Source organism: Meridianimarinicoccus zhengii, assembly GCF_003254465.1.
In the GTDB taxonomy this organism is placed as follows: Bacteria; Pseudomonadota; Alphaproteobacteria; order Rhodobacterales; family Rhodobacteraceae; genus Meridianimarinicoccus; species Meridianimarinicoccus zhengii.
In genome coordinates this window covers 24,542-44,088 of record NZ_QDFI01000034.1, presented here as the reverse complement: position 1 = coordinate 44,088, position 19,547 = coordinate 24,542, and the positions used below count along the sequence as shown (strand labels likewise).

At 68.2% G+C, this 19,547-nt stretch carries 17 protein-coding genes; 12 read left to right on the top strand and 5 right to left on the bottom strand.

Features of this window, described 5'->3' with window-relative positions; genetic code table 11:
• Positions 1-257: 257 nt before the first annotated feature.
• The 12 genes from DDE13_RS12295 to DDE13_RS12240 all read left to right on the top strand — a co-directional run bounded on the left by DDE13_RS12295 (position 258) and on the right by DDE13_RS12240 (position 13,420).
• Complete coding sequence (locus tag DDE13_RS12295; RefSeq protein WP_111404588.1) at positions 258-1,223, top strand: MBL fold metallo-hydrolase; 966 nt, start codon at positions 258-260, stop codon at positions 1,221-1,223.
• Position 1,224: 1 nt separating this feature from the next.
• Positions 1,225-1,779, top strand: coding sequence for a thioredoxin family protein (locus DDE13_RS12290; protein ID WP_111404582.1), 555 nt, complete (start codon positions 1,225-1,227; stop codon positions 1,777-1,779).
• Positions 1,776-2,420, top strand: coding sequence for a phosphoglycolate phosphatase (gene gph / locus DDE13_RS12285; protein ID WP_111404581.1), 645 nt, complete (start codon positions 1,776-1,778; stop codon positions 2,418-2,420). The genes DDE13_RS12290 and gph overlap by 4 nt, the downstream gene beginning before the upstream one ends.
• A gap of 149 nt (positions 2,421-2,569) precedes the next feature.
• Positions 2,570-3,466 carry a LysR family transcriptional regulator gene (locus tag DDE13_RS12280; RefSeq protein WP_162630972.1) on the top strand — a complete coding sequence of 299 codons (897 nt, stop codon included), beginning with the start codon at positions 2,570-2,572 and terminating at the stop codon, positions 3,464-3,466.
• Positions 3,467-3,548: 82 nt separating this feature from the next.
• Positions 3,549-5,609 (top strand): ABC transporter substrate-binding protein, encoded by a 2,061-nt coding sequence (locus DDE13_RS12275; protein WP_111404579.1) that lies wholly within the window; start codon positions 3,549-3,551, stop codon positions 5,607-5,609.
• 59 nt (positions 5,610-5,668) lie between these two features.
• Complete coding sequence (locus DDE13_RS12270) at positions 5,669-6,661, top strand: ABC transporter permease (protein ID WP_222626091.1); 993 nt, start codon at positions 5,669-5,671, stop codon at positions 6,659-6,661.
• A 3-nt stretch (positions 6,662-6,664) separates the two neighbouring features.
• Positions 6,665-7,819, top strand: coding sequence for an ABC transporter permease (locus tag DDE13_RS12265; protein ID WP_235868685.1), 1,155 nt, complete (start codon positions 6,665-6,667; stop codon positions 7,817-7,819).
• A gap of 5 nt (positions 7,820-7,824) precedes the next feature.
• Positions 7,825-8,832, top strand: a complete 1,008-nt coding sequence (locus tag DDE13_RS12260) for an ABC transporter ATP-binding protein (RefSeq protein ID WP_222626090.1) — start codon at positions 7,825-7,827, stop codon at positions 8,830-8,832.
• Positions 8,829-9,953: an ABC transporter ATP-binding protein gene (locus DDE13_RS12255; RefSeq protein ID WP_111404577.1), complete on the top strand. Its 1,125-nt coding sequence runs from the start codon at positions 8,829-8,831 to the stop codon at positions 9,951-9,953. The genes DDE13_RS12260 and DDE13_RS12255 overlap by 4 nt, the downstream gene beginning before the upstream one ends.
• A complete protein-coding gene (locus DDE13_RS12250) occupies positions 9,950-11,137 on the top strand; it encodes a 2-aminoethylphosphonate--pyruvate transaminase (RefSeq protein ID WP_222626089.1) in 1,188 nt (395 codons plus the stop codon). The genes DDE13_RS12255 and DDE13_RS12250 overlap by 4 nt, the downstream gene beginning before the upstream one ends.
• Positions 11,134-11,922: a phosphonoacetaldehyde hydrolase gene (gene phnX, locus DDE13_RS12245; RefSeq protein ID WP_235868684.1), complete on the top strand. Its 789-nt coding sequence runs from the start codon at positions 11,134-11,136 to the stop codon at positions 11,920-11,922. Before DDE13_RS12250 ends, phnX begins: the two co-directional genes overlap by 4 nt.
• Complete coding sequence (locus DDE13_RS12240) at positions 11,912-13,420, top strand: sulfatase-like hydrolase/transferase (RefSeq protein WP_162630971.1); 1,509 nt, start codon at positions 11,912-11,914, stop codon at positions 13,418-13,420. The genes phnX and DDE13_RS12240 overlap by 11 nt, the downstream gene beginning before the upstream one ends.
• A gap of 309 nt (positions 13,421-13,729) precedes the next feature.
• Here DDE13_RS12240 and DDE13_RS12235 read toward each other — a convergent pair whose 3' ends face one another.
• From DDE13_RS12235 to DDE13_RS12215, 5 genes are all read right to left on the bottom strand, one after another.
• A complete protein-coding gene (locus DDE13_RS12235; protein WP_111404571.1) occupies positions 13,730-14,908 on the bottom strand; it encodes a geranylgeranyl diphosphate reductase in 1,179 nt (392 codons plus the stop codon).
• 2 nt (positions 14,909-14,910) lie between these two features.
• Complete coding sequence (locus DDE13_RS12230) at positions 14,911-16,212, bottom strand: BCD family MFS transporter (RefSeq protein ID WP_111404569.1); 1,302 nt, start codon at positions 16,210-16,212, stop codon at positions 14,911-14,913.
• A complete protein-coding gene (gene chlG / locus DDE13_RS12225; RefSeq protein ID WP_111404567.1) occupies positions 16,209-17,129 on the bottom strand; it encodes a chlorophyll synthase ChlG in 921 nt (306 codons plus the stop codon). Before chlG ends, DDE13_RS12230 begins: the two co-directional genes overlap by 4 nt.
• Positions 17,130-17,214: 85 nt before the next feature.
• Positions 17,215-18,705 carry a transcriptional regulator PpsR gene (gene ppsR / locus DDE13_RS12220; protein ID WP_162630970.1) on the bottom strand — a complete coding sequence of 497 codons (1,491 nt, stop codon included), beginning with the start codon at positions 18,703-18,705 and terminating at the stop codon, positions 17,215-17,217.
• The gene (locus DDE13_RS12215) at positions 18,660-19,451 is read right to left on the bottom strand and encodes a cobalamin B12-binding domain-containing protein (protein ID WP_111404563.1); all 792 of its coding nucleotides are present in this window, start codon (positions 19,449-19,451) and stop codon (positions 18,660-18,662) included. The genes ppsR and DDE13_RS12215 overlap by 46 nt, the downstream gene beginning before the upstream one ends.
• Positions 19,452-19,547 lie beyond the last annotated feature (96 nt).

Genomic DNA, 19,547 nt, shown 5'->3' with positions numbered 1-19,547 from the left:
GGCCACACGCGGCACGGCAAACGCGCCGCCCGGCCCGGGCGGGATGAGACGGGGCGCGCAGCGCCGGGGCGAAGACGGGCGGGAGCTTCCCATCCATGGGCGCGCGGGCAGCGTGCGGCGCGGGTGCAAGACCGCGAAGGGCGGAACCCCAGACGCGCCGCCACCGTGCGGCCCCGCGACGAAATGCACGCATCGGAATATATGGTAACTTGACCGCCATCGGGTGACACTGGTCCGGCATGACGGAGGAGGACCCCATGACACGACGCATCGCATGCGCCGCCGCACTGGCGGCCGGCCTGGCCGCAGTGGCGGGCATTGCCCCGGCCAGCGAGGACATTCCGGACAAGTACCCGCAATCCGCGCTCTACAACAAGCCGGTGGAGGTCATCCCCCATGTCTTCACCGCCATCGGCGCCACCGCACCGCCGACCTATGACAATGCCGGGCACAACAACAACCTGAGCTTCATCGTGACCGGCGACGGGGTGGTCGTCGTCAACGCGGGCGCGTCCGACACCCTGGCCGCCGCCCTGCACGACGAGATCCGCGCTGTGACCGACCAGCCCGTGCGGCTTGTCATCAACGAGAACGGCCAGGGCCACGCGATGCTCGGCAACGGCTACTGGGCCGACCAGGGGGTGGAGATCCTCGCCCATGCCGACGCGGCGCATGAATTCGAAGACCGCGGTGCACAGGGGCTTGAGGCCTTGCACAATTACGCGGGCGACCGGGCGGGACCGACCCGGGTCCAGTTGCCCGCGCGCACCTTCACCGACCGCGAGGTGATCGAGATGGGCGACATGCGCATCGAGGTGCTCCATCTCGGCCCCGCCCATTCGCCGGGCGACATCCAGGTTTGGCTGCCGGACCAGGGTCTGGTGATCGCGGGCGACATCGCCTTTCACGAACGCATGCCGCCCATTTTCGGCGATACCTGCACAAGCTGCTGGATCGAGACATGGGAGACCGCGTTCGAACCGCTTGGTGCCACCTACGTGATCCCCGGCCACGGGCACCCGACGAACATGGCGCAGGTGCGCCGCTACACCCACGATTACCTCGTCTACCTGCGCGAAAAGATCGCCGAGCATCTGGACAATGGCGGCACGCTGGCCGACGCCTATTACGTGGACCAGTCGCCCTATGCCCATCTGGATACGTTCGAAGAGCTGGCGACGAAGAACGCGGGCGTGGTCTATACGGAGATGGAGTTCGAATGACATGGCTGTGACACCCCCGGTCTGCGATTTTGGCTGGCCCGCGCCGGATTTCCGCCTGCCCGGCACCGACGGGCGGACATACACGCTGGCGGACGTGGCGGCGCCGCGTGGGACGCTCGTGATGTTCATCTGCAACCACTGCCCTTACGTGCTGGCGGTGCTGGACCGGATCACCCGGGATGCCCGCGACCTCGCCCCGCTGGGGATCGGCGTGGCGGCGATCTGTGCCAACGATGCCGACACCTATCCCGCCGACGGTTTCGACGGCATGGTGGCGATGGCGCGGGACCGCGCGTTTCCCTTCCCCTACCTGCACGATGCCGACCAGTCGGTGGCGCGGGCTTACGGCGCGGCCTGTACGCCGGATTTCTTCGGGTTCGACGCGCAGGGCGGGTTGCAGTATCGCGGGCGGCTCGATGCGTCGGGGCGGCAGCCGGGGCCGCCGGACGCGCCGCGCGAGCTGTTCGCCGCGATGAAGCAGGTGGCCGAGACCGGGCATGGCCCAAGGGAGCAGACCCCGTCCATGGGCTGCTCGATCAAGTGGAAAGCCGCATGACATCCATCGTCTTCGATCTCGACGGCACGCTGATCGACAGCGCGCCCGACCTGCACGCCGCCGCCATCAGGATGCTGGCCGAGGCCGACCTGCCCGAGATCACGTTCGACCAGACCCGCAGCTTCATCGGCAACGGCGTGCCGGTGCTGGTGCGGCGCATCATGACGGCGGCGGGGCTTCCGGAAGATCCTGATCGCCACGCAGAGATGGAGGCCGCCTTCCTGCGCCACTACAACGCGGCACCGGCGGACCTGACCGTGCTCTATCCCGGCGTGGAGGCGGCGCTGGACCGGCTGGAGGCCGCAGGCTGCGTGTTCGGGCTGTGCACCAACAAGCCCGAAGGCCCGACGCGAGACATCCTGCGCGCTTTCGGTCTTGCGGAGCGGATGCAGGTCGTGGTGGGCGGCGACACGCTGCCGGTCAAGAAGCCCGACCCCGCCCCGCTGCACCGCGCTTTCGCCGCAATGCCCGATGGTCCGCAGCTTTACGTAGGCGACAGCGAGGTGGACGCGGCCACCGCCCGCGCGGCGGGGATACGTTTCGCGCTGTTTTCCGGCGGCTACCGCAAGAGCCCAGTGGACGAGATGCTCCACGACCACCTGTTCGACCATTGGGGCGACTTGCCCGGCATGATCGGCTGACCTGACTGCGACACCGGGTCAGCATGGGGTTGGCGGCCGGGTCTGACCCGCCGCGCCGCCGCGCCATGGGCAGCGCCCCATCGTCCGCCTTGCCCGCGCCCGGCCCCGCCGCCATGGTGGGACCGGGACGGATGCGGAACGGGGGGCCCATGTCGCTGACGCTGCCACAGATCCGCATCATCGAAGCCATCTGCCGCACTGGCGCGGTGGGGGCAGCGGCACGCGATCTGGGCGTCAGCCAGCCCACCGTTTCGGCGCAGCTGCGCCAGATCGAGGACCGCTATCACCTGCGGCTGTTCCAGCGTGAAGGCCACCGGATGCTGCCCGGCCCCGTGGCATTGTCGCTCTTGCCGCGGATGCGCGCCGCGCTGGCGTTGGTGGGCGAGATGGAAACGATGCTCGACCGCACCAGTTCGCTCGATGCGGGCCGGCTGAGCATCGGCTATTCCACCCACCAGTTCGTCATGTCGCTGCTGTCGGCCTTCATCGCGCGCCATCCGGGGCTGCGGATCGAGGCGCGCTCGCAGGCGTCGGCGGACCTTCTGGACCTGCTGCGCCGGGGCGAGATCGAGGCGGCGTTCGTCACCCTGCCCGCCCCCGACCCGGACCTGACCGCGCTGGAACTGCGCCGCGACAGGATCGTGCTGATGATGCCCGTGGGCCACCCGCTGCTGGCGCGCGATGCGTTGGACTGGGCGGATGTCGCCACGGTCGGGCTGATCCGGCGCGAGGCGAGTTCCGGCACGCGCATCGTGTTCGACCGCGCAGCACAGGCATCGGGCCTGCCGATGCGGCACCTGCTGGACCTCGGGTCGTGGGAATCCCTGCGCGGCGCCGTGATCGAAGGCATCGGCTGCGGTATCGCCATGGACGGCGAGATCGACCCGGCCGACACCCAGATCAGCGCCCTGCCGATTCGCGATCCCGCGCTGGAGGTCGGCCATTTCCTCGTCTGTCTGCCCGAGATGCGCAATGTCGCGCCGGTCGCGGCCTTGTTCGCCCTGACGGCGCAGCATTTCCCGCAGGCGCGCCATGCCAAACAATAGGATTTGTCTATAGTTTGGGAATTTCATTGAATTGTCACAGGGTGTTTTCATGGTGAACGCAACTTTTTCAACGGAGCAAGCCATGACCCTTTCGATCCGTGCGCGCCTTCTTCTGGGCGTGACTTCAGGTTTCGCCGCAGGTGCCGCGCTGGCAGACTGCCCGCCCGTGACCGTGGCCGACATGCAGGGGCTAACCCCGGCCTTCCCGCAGCAGTTCGAGCTGGCCGAGTTCGAGGCCGCCGCGTCCTGCGATCTCGCCTTCGTGGAAAACCCGGACATCGCGGATCTGAACGCCCGCATCCTCGGCAATCCGGACCTGCCGCCGCTGGCCGACCGCCTGCCCGCCGAGCCGCTGGTCGTGGCCCCCTACGCGGCGATCGGCAGCTATGGCGGTGTCATCACCGGCGTGTCGCGCGGCACGGAATCGGGCACATCCGACATGCTGTCGTTCCGGCATGTGAACCTCGTGCGCTATGCGGACGACCTGAAGACCATCGTGCCGAACGTGGCAAAGTCCTGGTCCTGGAACGACGACTATACCCAGCTGACCTTCACCCTGCGCGCGGGGCACAAGTGGTCGGACGGTGCGCCCTTCACCGCCCATGACATCGCGTTCTGGTACAACGACATCCTGCTGAACCCGGCGGTGACCGAAAAGACCCCCGACCGCTGGCTGTTCGGCGGTGAACCCGCGGTGGTCGAGGCGGTGGATGACGTGACCGTGACCTTCACCTTCGCCAGCCCGCAGCCGAACCTGCTGAACCGCTGGGCGGTGGATTACGGCCAAACCTTCCAGCCGCGCCATTTCCTTGGCCGGTTCATGGACAAGTACAACGCGGACGCCGCGGCACTGCGCGCCGAGCACGGCTTTGCCAGCGAAGGCGAGGCGGTGAATTTCTACTACGGCAATTCCGACTGGAAGGACGTGCCGTCCGCGATGATGAAAGACGCGGAGAAGGCCGCCGCCATCGGCGCCAACGCGGTGCCGACGCTGGAAAGCCATATCGTCGTCGAGGAGAATACCGAGGGCCGCCGCCTGGTCGCCAACCCCTATTTCCACATGGTGGACACGGCGGGCCACCAGTTGCCCTATATCCCGGAAATCCGCGAGGATTACGTGCCCGAGCGCGAGGTCGTGAACCTGCGCATCCTCAACGGCGAGGTGGTGTTCAAGCAGCAGGCACTGGAACTGAACGACTTCCCGCTGCTGAAGGAAAACGAGGCGCGCGGCGGCTACACCGCGACGCTGGCGCCCACGCTGGGGGAAACGGTCTATTACGGCTTCAACCGCAACCACAAGGACCCGGTGCTGCGCACGATCTTCAACGACGTGCGCTTCAGCCAGGCGATGTCGCTGGGCATGGACCGCGAAGAGATCAAGGAGATCGTCTATCTCGGGCAAGGGCGGCCGTCACAATCGGTGCCCGCCGAACCCGCGACGGTGAACTTCGTGACCGTGGATCATGTCACCGCGTTCATCGACCATGACCCGGCGCGCGCGAACGCGCTTCTGGACGAGATGGGGCTGGAGCGCGGGTCCGATGGTGTGCGCCGCCGCCCGGACGGCGCGCCGCTGGTGGTGCGGATCGTCTTCGCCAGCCAGGGCTCGCCGGTGCAGCTGCACGAACTGACCCGCGACTACTGGTCGGATCTCGGCATTCAGGTGGACATCCGCGAGGTCACGTCGGACGAATACCGCTCCTCGGCCAACAGCAACGAGGTGGATGTGTTCATCTGGAAGAACGACGGCATCTCGGGGCCGTTCATCAGCCAGGACGCGACCATGCTGGTGCCGCCCTTCGGCGACTTCTTCAACCCCGGCGGCGGCTTCGACTGGGCGACCTGGGTGAACACGGAAGGCGCCGAAGGCACGGAGCCGCCCGCCGACATCCTGTCGCTGTGGGACCTGGCCGGCCAGTTCCTGACCCAGCCGCTGGGCAGCGCCGAAAGCGACCGGATCGGGGCGGAGATCGTCGATATCCACGTGGACAACCTGCTGAAGGTCGGCGTGATCGCGGACATCCCGTCGCCTTACGTCCATCGCAACGATCTGCAGAACCTCAAGCCGCTGACGGCCAAGACCTATGACTTCTACTGGACCTATCCCTACCGTCCGCAGCAGTGGTTCCTGGCCGAGAACTGATCCGACCTGCACCCCTGCCCCGCGGGGCGGGGGTGCCCCCCTGAGACCGGAGCCGCCCCATGGTCCGCTTCCTTGCAGAACGCTCTTTCGGGATGATCGTGACGCTGTTCATGGTGTCCGTCATGGTGTTCTTCATCATGGAACTGCCGCCGGGCGATTTCGCGGAACGCTATGCCTTCCGCAAGTTTTCCGGCACGGGCGTGACCATCACACCCGCCGATATCGCGGCGATCCGGGCGGAGCTTGGGCTCGACCAGCCCGCGGTCGTGCGGTATTTCGACTGGATATCCGGCATCGTGCTGCGCGGCGATTTCGGGCAGGCCTATGCCTTCGACACCTCCGTCAACAACGTGATCGGGCAGAAGGTCTGGCTGACGCTGGGGCTGCTGTTCGCCACGCTCATCATCACCTACCTGATTTCGGTGCCCATCGGCATCTATGCCGCCGTGCGCCGGGGCGGGGCGGCGGATTACGGGCTGACGCTGTTTTCCTATCTGGGCCTCGCGCTGCCGAATTTCCTGTTGGCGCTGGTGCTGCTTTACTTTGCGAACCTGTGGTTCGGCGCGTCCGTGGGCGGACTGTTCAGCGCGGAATATGCCGAGGCGCCCTGGTCCGCCGCCAAGCTGTGGGACCTGATGAAACACATGTGGCTGCCCGCGCTGGTGCTGGGCTGGTCGGCGATGGCCTATCAGATCCAGACCGTGCGCGCGACCATGTCCGACGAGATCGGCAAGCTGAACGTGACCGCCGCCCGCGCGCGCGGTGTGCCGGAAACGCGCCTGCTGCTGAAGTATCCCGCGCGGCTGGCGCTGAACCCGGTGGTGTCCACCATCGGTTTCGACGTGAACCGGATCTTTTCGGAGCTGCCCATCGTGGCGGCGGTGCTGGGGCTGACCGAACTGGGCGACCTGCTGCTGAAAAGCTTTCTCGATCTCGACATGAACGTCGCGGGCGCGATCCTGCTGATGCTGACCGTGGTGATCGTGGTGATGAATTTCGTGTCGGACCTGCTTCTGGCGTGGCTCGACCCGCGCATCCGGCTGGGGGGCTGAACCATGACCGTGATGGACCCGCAGACGCCGCTGGAGACCACGGCCGAACGCCGCGAACGCGAGAAACGCGAACGCTATTACGCGGCCTCGCAATGGACGCTGATCTGGTGGCGGTTCCGGCGGCACCGGGCGGCGATGGCGGGCGCGGCGATCCTGCTGACCATGGCGTTCCTGGGCCTCTTCGCCGAGTTCTTCGCGCCCTACGGACCGACCGAACGCAACCGCGACTATGTCAGCGGCCCGCCGCAGGTGCCGATGTTCTGCGACCAGAACGGCTGTTCGCTGCGCCCCTTCGTGCACGGCACCCGCACCGTGCGCGATCCCGTAACGCTGCGCGCCACCGCGGAGCCGGACCCGGAGACACGCCGCCATGTCGCGTTCTTCGTGCCGGGCGAACCGGCGATGCTGCTGGGGGCGATCCCCATCTCGACCCGGCTCTTCGGGCTGGAGGATGGCGCGCAACTGCACCTGTGGGGCACCGACACGCTGGGCCGCGACGTGTTCTCGCGCACGCTCTACGCCACGCGCACCTCGCTGTCGATCGGGGTGCTGGGGGTGCTGATCTCCTTCGTGCTGGCGCTCGTGATCGGGGGGGTCGCGGGGTATTTCGGCGGGCTGATCGACAGCGCCATCCAGCGCGTGACCGAGGTGGTGCGCGTCATCCCGATCATCCCGCTTTACATGGGTCTCGCGGCGGCGATGCCGAAGGAATGGTCCTCCACGCAGGTCTATTTCGCCATGACCCTGATCCTTGGCCTGTTCGGCTGGCCGACGCTGGCGCGGCGCATCCGCAGCCAGCTTCTGTCGATCCGGGGGGAGGATTACGTGCTGGCCGCACAACTGGCGGGCGCCCGGCCCGCGCGGATCATCGGCAGCCACATGCTGCCCAGCTTCACCAGCTTCATCATCGTCGATCTGGTGATCTCGTTCCCCTACATGATCCTGTCGGAAACTGCGCTGTCCTTCGTCGGGCTGGGGCTGCGCCCGCCCGCCGTGTCATGGGGCGTGATGCTGCAACAGGCGCAATCGGTGCAGGTGATCGAACAGGCGCCGTGGCTGTTCATCCCCGCCGGCTTCGTGGTGCTGGCGGTTCTGGCCTTCACCATCGTGGGCGACGGACTGCGCGACGCGGCCGACCCTTACGGACAGGCGGGGTAAGCGCGATGGGCCGGTTGCTGGAGGTCGAGAACCTGACCGTGTCGTTCCGCACCGACGAAGGGCTCATCACCCCGGTGCAGGGCGTCAGCTTCGGCGTCGATGCGGGGCGCACGCTGGGGATCGTCGGTGAAAGCGGGTCGGGCAAGTCGGTCAGCACAAAGGCGGTGATGCGGCTCCTGCCCGTCAGCGCGCGGATCGGGGACCAGAGCTGCATCGCCTTTACCGACCGCGACGGGGCGCGGATCGACGTTCACGCCCTGCGCCCCGGTGCGCGCGCGCTGCGGCGGCTGCGCGGCGGCGAGATCGGGATGATCTTCCAGGAACCCATGGCGAGCTTTTCGCCCGTCTACACCATCGGCAACCAGATCATGGAAACGATCCGGCTGCACAAGGGCCTGCGCGGGGCGGCGGCGCGCGACCTGGCGGTGGAGATGCTGACCAAGGTCGGCATCTCGAACCCCGCCGCGCGGGTGGACCAGTATCCGCACGAACTGTCGGGCGGCATGCGGCAGCGCGCGATGATCGCGCTGGCGCTGTCGGCAGGCCCGCGGCTTCTGATCGCGGACGAACCCACGACCGCGCTCGACGTGACGATCCAGGCACAGGTGCTGGACCTGATGGCGGGGCTGCAACGCGACCTCGGGATGGCGATGATCTTCATCACCCATGATCTGGGCGTGATCGCGCAGGTCGCCGATGAGGTGGCGGTGATGTACCTTGGGACCATCGTCGAGCAGGGGCCGGTGCGGCAGTTGCTGAAAACCCCCGCGCATCCCTACACGCAGGGCTTGATCGCGGCGATCCCGCGGCTTGACCGGATCGACAACCGCCTGACACCCGTGCCCGGCGAAATCCCAAGCCCCTCCGCCCGGCCATCGGGCTGCCCGTTCCGCAGCCGCTGCGCGCAGGCGATCCTAGGGGTCTGCGACCGCACGCCACCCCCGCTGACGCGGCTGGGCGGCGGGCAGTCCGTGCGCTGCCACCTGCACGACCGCGCGAGGGCCGTGGCATGACCGACACCCTGATCGAAGTGGAGAACCTCGAAGTTGCGTTCGAGATCGGGCGCAAAGGGCTTTTCTCGGGCAAGCGACGGCAGTTGCGCGCGGTCGATGGCGTGAGTTTCGACATAAGGCGCGGCGAAACCGTGGGGCTGGTCGGCGAAAGCGGGTCGGGCAAGACCACCGTGGGCCGCGCGATCCTGCGCGCCATCGAGCCGACGGGGGGCCGGGTTCTCTATCACGGTGCGGCGGGCGATCTGGACCTGACTCATGCGGACCGCGCCGAATTGTCCAAGGTGCGCGGCAAGCTGCAGATGGTGTTCCGCGAAGGGGGGCTGGACCTTGCCAGCCTTGGCGGCACCGCCTTGCGCGCGTTCCGCCCGCGCATGAGCCTCGTGTTTCAGGACCCCTATTCCAGCCTGAACCCGCGCATGACCGTGCGCGACATCATCGCCGAACCGTTGGTCGCCGCCGGGCTGATGCGTGACCGGGCCGAGATCGACGCCCGCGTGCGCGACATCGCCGCGCGGTGCAAGCTGAACCTCGAACATCTGCGCCGCTTTCCGCACGCGTTCTCCGGCGGGCAGCGCCAGCGCATATGTATCGCCCGCGCGCTGGTGGCCCGACCCGATTTCGTGGTGTGCGACGAAAGCGTGTCGGCGCTCGACGTGTCGATCCAGGCCGAGATCATCAACCTGCTGAAGGACCTGCAGGACGAGATGGGCGTGTCCTTCCTGTTCATCGCCCATGACCTGTCGGTGGTGGCCCAGATCAGCCACCGGGTCGCAGTGATGTATGTGGGCAAGTTCGTGGAATACGCCCCCACGCGCGAATTGTTCTTCCGCCCGCGCCACCCCTACACCCATGCGCTTCTGTCAGCGGTACCGCTGGCCGACCCCGATGCGGTCTTCGCCCCCGACCGGCTGGAGGGCGAGATCCCGAACCCCGCCGACGCTCCGCCCGGCTGCCGGTTTCACACCCGCTGCCCCTTCGCCACCGACCGGTGCAGCGCCGAGGAACCCCGCTGGCGCGAGATCGCACCCGGCCATCACGTCGCCTGCCACCACGCCGAAACCTTCGACTTCGGACGCGCCGAAGCACCCGCCGACCTCCATATTCCGGAACCTGCGCAATGACCCTCACCATCGAGCCGCCGCGTATGGGCGAACCCTGGCTGCTGACGCCCGGGCCGCTCAGCACCTCTTACGCCGTGAAGGCCGCCATGCTGCGCGACTGGGGCAGTTGGGACGGCGACTTCCGCGCCATGACCGCCACCCTGCGCACGCGGCTGGTGGCGATGCTGGACGACGGGGGCGGCGACTATACCTGCGTGCCGCTGCAAGGGTCCGGCACCTATTGCGTGGAGGCGATGCTGGGCACGCTGGTCCCGCGCGACGGGCGCGCGCTCGTGCTGGCGAACGGCGCCTACGGGCAACGCGCAGCGCGCATCCTGCGCCAGATGGGCCGGGCGGCGGAGGTGATCGACAAGGGCGATTACCTACCGCCGCGCGGGACCGAGGTCGCGGCAGCCCTCGCCGCCGATCCGTCCATCACCCATGTCGTTGCGATCCATTGCGAAACCTCCAGCGGTATCCTCAATCCGCTGGCCGAGATCGCCGCGGCAACGCAGGCGGCAGGGCGGCGGCTCCTTATCGACAGCATGTCGGCCTTCGGTGCCGTGCCGGTGATGCCGTCCGAGATCGCGTTCGACGCAGTGGTTTCGTCGGCCAACAAATGCATCGAAGGGGTCCCGGGGTTCGGTTTCCTGCTGGCGCGGCGGGACGTGCTGGATGGCGCGGCGCGCAACGCGACCTCGCTCAGCCTCAACGCCCATGCGCAATGGGCCGAGATGGAGCGGTCCGGCCAGTGGCGGTTCACCCCGCCGACTCATGCGGTCGCAGCTTTCCTGCAGGCGCTGGACGAGCACGCGGCGGAGGGCGGGGTCGCGGCGCGCGGCGCGCGCTATGCCGCGAACCGCGACCGGCTGGTGGCGGGGATGCGGGGGCTGGGTTTCGAGACCTTGCTGGCCGACGACTGGCTGTCGCCGATCATCACGACCTTCTTCTGCCCGGCCGACCCGGCCTTCAGCTTCGCAGATTTCTACGACCGGATGAAGGCGCGGGGGTTCATCCTCTATCCCGGCAAGCTGACCGTGGCCGACAGTTTCCGGGTGGGCACCATCGGGCGGTTCGACACGGGCGTGATGGATGCCGTCGTGACGGCGGTGGCCGAGGTGCTGAGGGATATGGGGGTGCGCAGCGCGGCACCGTCTGACAGGGACATGCAGGAACGCGCGCGCTTTCTGGCAGAGGTGGCATGATGCAGCGGTTCAAGGCGGTGGTGTTCGACTGGGCGGGCACCATGATCGATTTCGGGTCCTTCGCGCCCATGGGGGTCTTCGTCGAAGCCTTCGCGCGCTTCGACGTCACGGCGAGCGTGGCACAGGCCCGCGCCCCCATGGGCCTGCCGAAATGGGACCATATCCGCACCATGCTGAACGATCCCGACATCGCCGCACAGTGGCAGGCCGCCCATGGCGCGGCCCCGACCGATGCCGATGCCGACACGATCTACAAGGTGTTCGTGCCCATGAACGAAGAGGTCGTCGCGCGCTACGCCGACCTGGTGCCGCAAGGCGCGGAAACCGTGGCGGCGCTGCGGGCGCGCGGGCTGAAGATCGGGTCCACCACGGGCTATGTCCGGTCGATCATGGAACGGGTCCTGCCGCGCGCCGCCGAACAGGGCTACGCGCCCGACAACCTCGTCTGTGCCGACGACCTGTCCGAAGGCCGTCCCGGCCCGCTGGGGATGTATCAGTGCTTCATTGACCTGCGTGTCTATCCGCCCGCCGCGGTGGTGAAGGTGGACGACACCGAACCCGGCATTGCCGAAGGCGTCGCCGCGGGCTGCCTGACCGTGGGCGTGGCGTTGTCGGGCAATTTCGTGGGGCTGACACCTAAGGAACTGGCCGCGAAATCCGAAGCCGAGGTCGCAGACCTGCGCTCCTTGGCGGCAGACCGTCTGCACGCGGCGGGGGCCGATCACGTCATCGACACGGTGGCGGACCTGCCCGCCCTCTTGGACCGCCTCGACGGTGACGCCTGACCGCCTGAACATCCTGTTCGTCACGCTCGACCAGTTGCGCGCCGACGTGGTCGCCGGGCGTCTGGCGGGCATCGCGGCGACCCCGACGCTCGACCGGCTTGCCGCCGAAGGCGTGCGGTTCGACCAGTGCTTCACCGCGACGGTGCCGTGCGGCCCGTCGCGCGCCAGCCTGCTGACCGGGCTTTACGCCTTCAATCACCGGTCCATCCGCAACGGCACGCCGCTTGCGCGCCACCACGCCACCGTGGCGACCGAATGGCGCAAGCTGGGGCGCGAGCCGCTGCTGTTCGGCTATAACGACGTCGCGGCGGACCCGACTGGGCGCGATCTGGCCGACCCGGATTTCGCCAGCTACGAGATGCCCGCGGCGGGCTTCCGCGAACTGCTGGAGATGCGGTTCGAATCACCACTGGCCTGGATCGGATACTTGCGCAGCAAGGGCTACGACATGCCAAGTCCCCTGCCCGACCGCTGGTTCGACCTGTATCGCCCGATCCCGCCCGCGGGCCGCACCGCGCGCCCAGACGACCCGCTGGCGATCCGGGCGGAAGACAGCGAGACCGCGTTCCTGACCGACCGCGTGATCGATGCGCTGGAGGCCCGGCGCGATACGGTCTGGACGGCCCATGTCACCTATATCCGCCCGCACCCGCCGCTGTCGGCCCCGGACCCGTGGAACCGCCACGTGGCGCCCGGCGCCGTGCCTGCGCCGGTGGCGGCGGGTGGCCCCGACCACCCGTTCCGCCGCGCTTGGTTTTCCGCCCCCGCACAGGCGGGGCTTTGGCACCGGTTCGACGGCGACTGCGCGGACATGGATGCGGCGACGGCACAGACCCTGCGGGCGGTCTATCTGGGTCTGGTGGCCGAGGTCGATTTTCACCTCGGGCGTCTGTTCGACTGGCTCGATGCCGCGGGGATCGCGGACCGGACCGCGGTGATCGTGATGGCCGACCATGGCGAGATGCTGGGCGACATGGGCTATTGGGGCAAGGACAACGTGGCAGTGGCTGCACACCATGTGCCGCTGCTGATCCGGATGCCCGGCCTGCCGGGCGGCACCGTGCGGGATGCGTTCGTGTCGTCGGTCGATATCGCGCCGACGCTGATCGACATGGCGGGCGGCACGCCGCCACCGGCGATGGACGGCGCGTCGCTGCTGCCGCTGCTGCACGGGGACACGCCCCCGGACTGGCGCGACGCGGTGCTGTCGGAAATCGACCTGGCCGAGCCGCACGCGCCGACCCGGTTCCAGACCGCACTTGGGCTCGACGAACACCGCGCCAATGCGGCGGTGCTGCGCGACAGGGACTGGACGCTGGTGCATTTCAACGGCGGCCTGCCGCCCATGCTGTTCGACCGGCGCGCGGACCCGGACGAGGCGCGCAACCTTGCAGGTGACCCGGCACTCGCCCCCCGCGTGGCCGACATGCGCGCGCGGATGCTCGATCTGCGCATGACCCGTGCGGACAGGCGGCTGACGGCATGGCATATCGGTTGACCGCGGGCAGCAGCAGAGCGACCGCAAGGGCTGTCCCGGCAGATGGCAGCGCCGACCACCCCCGGACGGGCGAGGATCGCCCCCGCCCGTCACGATCTGTTCGGATTGGTCCCGGTTCCCGGCACCACATGCCCCCCACGTCCCCGGCGCCGCAAATGTGGGGGCAAGTAACGGACGCCGGGGCGTGACGCTCATCGCGCCACACCCCGTATCTAGCAGTGCAAACCTTTACGGATCAGGGGGATCGGTCGGAAATCTCGGGCGCTTTCGACACGGGTTTTCCGCGAATTCGTATCCCCCCGGTGGGGTTCACACATATCCCGGTTTCACCAGCCCCGTCAGATGCGCCAGGTTCTTCAGCCCGATCTTCACATGGGCCATGGGGCGCGCAGCTACCAGCTTCTTGTTCATGTATGCCTCGAAGGTCAGGCGCTGCACGTCGATGTCATGGCACAGCGACACGAAGCGTTCGCGCCGGTCGTCGCTACGGTAGTAAGCGTTCTGCATCGAGGCCAGCACCCGGAACACGGTCTTGTGCTCCTTCATGAACAGTTGCCGCGCCAGTTTCAGCCGCGCCACGTTGCCTGTCGCCAGCACGGCCATGCAGGCCGAGGCGGCGACACGCCCGCCGATCATGGCGTAGTAGATCCCCTCGCCCGAGGACGGCGCCACGACGCCCGCCGCGTCGCCCGCAAGCACCACGTCGCGCCCGTTGTCCCAGCGGTCCAGCGGCTTGAGCGGGATGGGCGCGCCCTCGCGCCGGATGGTCGTGCGGCCCTCCAGCCCCGAAGCGACGCGGAGGGCGGCCGTGGCAGCCTTCAGGTCCACGCCGTCCACCGCGGTGCCCATGCCGACGCTCGCCTGCCCGCCATGGGGGAAGACCCAGCCATAGAAATCGGGCGAGATCGCGCCGTCATAGATCACGTCGCAGCGCGCGGGGTCATAGGCGCCCACGGCGCCCGGTGCCTCGATGATCTCGTGATACGCAAGGACATAGGGGATCTTCGAGCCGCCCGGCAGTTCCGCCGCCGCCACCCGCGACCGCGCGCCATCCGCGCCGATCACCAGTTTCGTGGGCAGGCCGCGTTCGTCGCCGCTGGCCTTGTCGCGATAGATCACCCGCGTGCCCGCATCGTCCCGTTCGACCCGCAGAAAGGTGCCGATCCGCATGTCAGCCCCCGCCGCTGTCGCGCGGTCGCGCAGGAAGGCGTCGAAATGTTCGCGGTCCACCATGCCGACGAAGCCGTTCTCGATGGGGATGTCCACCGCGCGGCCCGTGGGCGAGATCATGCGCGCCGTGGTGATCTTTGCCACGAGCTGCTCGTCCGGGATGTCGAAATCCGCGATCAGCCGGGGCGGGATCGCGCCACCGCAGGGCTTGATACGGCCCTGGCGGTCCAGCAGCGCCACGCGCGCGCCGGAGCGAACCAGATCCTCGGCCGCGGTGGCACCGGACGGCCCCCCGCCCACGACGACGACATCATACATGGTCATTCTCCAGCAATGGCCTGAGCGGCAATGGATGTGGGGCCGTGGGCGATCACCCGAAGGGCCATGGCGGCGGCGGCAAGAAACAGCGCCGCCTCGAACAGGAAAACCGTGCCGAAGGCGGCCGGGTCGGGCAGGAACAGGCGCATGAGGTCCACGCCCGCCGCCCCCGCAAGGCCACCGAACCCCGCGGCGATCGCCTGCGCGGCGCCCCACAGCCCCATGCGCGTGCCTTCGCGCGCGCCGCGGCCCTGCCCGGCCAGCGCCATCATCGACCCGATGGCCGCGACGGCGAAGACACCGTTGAAGAAGCCCAGCCCGATCACCACGGCCATCAGCGGGACCACCGGTCCCGCCTGCCCCAGTGCGGCCACCAGCGCCAGCGCCGTGGCGGAGCCGAGACACCCGGCGGTGACCCAGCCCCGCAGGCTGCCGATCTTCAGCCCCGTGGCGGCGATGCCGACGCAGAGCATGCCGAGGAACACGCCCCCGTTCTGCGCGCCCGACAGCGAGGTGGACTGCCCCGGCGTGAACCCGAAGACGAGACCCGCGTAAGGTTCCAGGATCAGTTCCTGCATGAAATACGCGGTCATCGACAGGAAGACGAAGATGGTGAAGGCGCGCGCGCGCGGCTCGCCCCAGATCTCGCACAGCCCGTCGCGGAAGGGCATCGGGTCACGTTCGGGCGCAGTCGCGGTCAACCCGGCTTCGATTCGCCAAGTGGCCAGCAAACTCAGCACCATCGCACTGGCGGCGACGGCGGCCACGATGGTCATCAGCCGCGCGGGGCCGTAGGGATCGAGCAGCGCGCCCACGAAGCCCGCGGTCAGCGCGATGCCCGCGATCATCATCAGCCAGGTGATCGTTGCCGCCGCCGCCCGACGGCGCGGCGCGGTGGCGGTCGCCAGCAACGCCAGCAGCGACGTGCCCGACGCGCCGACCCCCACACCGATCAGAGCATAGGCCGCGATGGACAGCACGAGCCCCGGCAGGAAACTGTGCTCCAGCCACACCACGCCAAGCGCGGCGAGCACCGCCCCCGCCGCCAGCAGCGCCATCCCGCGCAGGATCCAGCGGGTCCGGTGCCCGCCCGTATCCGACAGGAAACCCCAGCGCGGGCGGCTGATCTGGATGCCGTAATGCAGCGCCACGAGGAAACCGGGCAGCAGCGCAGGCAGCGCCAGTTCGACCACCATCAGACGGTTGAGCGTCGAGGTGCACAGCACAACGACAGCCCCCAGCGCCATCTGCACCAGCCCCAGCCGGACGATCCCGGCCCAACCCAGCGTTCCCGGCACGGTCATGGCATTCCACCGAGGCTGCGCACCGCGAAAGCGGAAATCATCATGCCGCTGATATAGAGAACGACCCCGGTGCCGTTGTACCACGGCGCCTTGCCGCGCGGGTCGCGCAGCAGCACCCGCATCGCGGCGACCTGTGCCGTTAGCACCAGCGCGACCCCTGCCGCATGATAGGGCCGATCCCAGAACAGAAGTGCTGCGACCACCACAACCTGCGGCACCGCCATCACCCACGCGGCCAGCCGCGCGGCGCGTTCCGGCCCCAGCACCACGGGCAGGGAGTTCACACCGGTCTGCCGGTCGCCCTCCAATGCCTTGAAGTCATTGAGTGTCATGATCCCATGCGCGCCGATGGAATAGAGAGCGGCCAGCACCACCACGGGCAGCGCGGGCGCACCCGCCGACAGCACGGCGGCGCCCGTGAACCATGGCAGCCCTTCGTAGCACAGGCCTACAAGCCCGGGGCCCCACCAGCCCGACCGTTTCAGCCGCACAGGTTCGGCGGAATAGGCCCAGGCGGCGATGACGCCGACGACGGTCGCCCCGAAGCCCCAGGGCCCGAAGGTCCAGCCGACCAGCAGCGACAGCACCGACATGATCAACGCGATCCAGAGCCCCCAGCGCCCCGGCACGCGGCCCGACGGGATCGGGCGTTCGGGTTCGTTGATGGCGTCCACATGGCGGTCGCACCAGTCGTTGGCCGCCTGGCTCATGCCGCAGACCAGCGGCCCGGCGAGAACAAGCCCCAGCAGCACCAGCCCTGGCGCGCTTGTCGGCGCCACGCCGGACGACACGACACCGCAGAGATAGGCCCACATGGGCGGAAACCACGTGATGGGGCGGATCATCACCAGCACCGCCAGCGGGTCTGGCCAGCGGCGGGGCGCATGGGTCGGGGTGTGCAGGTCCGTGGCGCTCATGCTGTCAAGCTAGACTGACAGACCGAGTCGACACAAGAAAAAGTAACGCCAGACTGACAGACAGACTGTCACGTCACGCTGACAGTCAGTCGTCCTCGCCCTTTTTCAGGAAATCGTATTTACGCAGCTTCACATACAGGCTCTGGCGCGAAAGTCCCAGCATCTCGGCGGCGGCGACGCGGTTGTTGTTGGTCAACTTGATCGCCGTCTCGATGCACAGTTTCTCGATCACATCGCTGGTTTCGGCCACGATCTCCTTGAGCGAGGCCGACCCCACGAGTTCGAGGATATTCGCCTGCGACGCGCCGCCGCCCTGCGCGGGTGGCAGGCGCATCGTTTCGGCCCGGCTTGCATCGCGGAAAACGAACCCGATGAGCGGCGGCCCGTCGCCGGTGCGCAGCCGCGTCGCCGACAATTCCACCGGCACGCGCGATCCGAAATCGCTGACGAGTTCGGTGGCATACATCCGCACCTCCCCCAGACGCTGCACGTTCTCGAGGATCACGCCAAGATCGACCTGCCCGCGCGCAAGGAACTCACCCAGCGTGCGGGATTTCACCGACGGCAGCGCGCCGGCGTCGACCATGGACAGGAACCGTTCGTTGGCATCGCGGATGACGCCCTTCGTATCGGTGAACAGGATACCCTCGATGGCCGCGGCGAACAGCGCGTCCGGCAGGGCCGCCGGGATGTCCGCCGCAGTTGGCGCATTCTGCGGTGCCAGCCGACAGATCGCGACCCGGTCTCCGCCCACGCGGAACACGTTGGGCACCAGCACCAGCGGGCGCCCGGTGCGCGCCGTCGTCAGCAGGATGGGTTCGGCACGCTCGGACATGGCCGCGTTGACCAGCCGCGCCTCCATCTCGGTGCGCCGCGTCTCGGCGAATTGCGACGCGAAGACGGTGCCGATCAGGTCCTTGCGTGCACCGCCGAACAGGTCGGCGGCATGGTCGTTGGCATCGGTCACGCGCCCGTCGCTGAGGGAAACAAGGGCGATCGCATCGGTGACGGTAGCCAGCAGCAGCCGATAGCGGCTGTCGAATTCGCGCTGCGCCTCGTATCCCCGCTCAAGCGCGATCTGCGCCTGCACGAGCTGGCGCTGTGTTTCCGCCACCGGGCGCAGGTCGCGCCCCATCATCAGAAGCGCCCCATCCGTCCCAACCGGCTGGAGCACGTAGCGGATCGGGAACTCCCAGACCGCATTGTCGCGATGATTGATCTCGATCGGGCGCGACGGCGGGCCGCCCTGCGCCAGCCGGTCGCGGGAGGATTCGAACTTCGGGATGGATTCGGGCGTCAGGAAATCGGTGATCGGGCGCCCGACCCAGTGATCGAGCTTGCCAAAATCGGAACTGGCGGGGTTCACGCGCAGACCGAGGATACGGCCCGCCGCATCCAGCATCAGCGTGATGTCCGACGCCGCCGCGACCAGGTCCACCAGAAGATGAGGGTCCGACGCCGCGATGTCCCCCCATGACGGCATGCCCGATTGCGGCGTTCCCGAGGCACCGGCCGCTGTCATGGGGCGCGTCACGCCCGAGCCGAAAGGCTGGGAGCCGATTTTCGCTTTCTGCAAGACAAAGCCCTGTCAAGACAGTTGGTTACCGCTGCTATATCGGGCCGGGCCGCGTCAGGGTCAAGCAAGTCCACGACGATTCCGCCCAGTACGACGGGCGGCACATCGATCATGCGGGCGCGCAGCGCATGGACCATCCGCGCCACCTGGTCCAGAACCTGCGGCCGCGATGCCGACACGAGGACAAGATCGAAGCCCACCTGCTCGGTGATATCGGCCACGGCGTCCGGCGCGATATCGAGCACGGCATGGGCCGCGGCCCCGCGGCGGCGCAATTGCACCGACACGAGCTTCCAGCCCAGCGTGTGCTGATCGCCCTCGAAGCTCACCAGAAGGACGTTGGGCGCCCCGGGATGGGCCGACCGAATGGAGTCGTTGGGATGCGCCAGCCGCCCCAGCAGCGATTGCAACCGTCCGGCAGCGACGGTCACGCGCGCGAAGCTGAGCCGGTCATCGACCCAGTCGCAGCCCAGGCGGCGCGCCACCGCTGGGACATAGGCATCGGCGATGTCATCGGCGTGCACACCGGCATCGAGCATCCCACGCAGCACGTGGGCCGTATCGAAGTCATGGGCGAGCGCCGCATCGAAGAATTCCGTCACGATCCGCGGGCATGTGCGCGCCACGCTGCGCGCGGGCGCCGCGCGTTCCTTGTCGCGAAGCTTGCGCAGAACCTCCTGGACCAGGACAGGCGTCGGATCGGACAAACGGGTGTCAGGGCGCTCGATCATGCTGTCCGGCGGCATCCGATGCCTCCTTGCGGGTGGGTCGCGCACGATCTGGCAAGCGCGCAAACCGGCTGAAGAAAGTGTCCTCCAAAGGGGACAGAATGTCAAAGACAA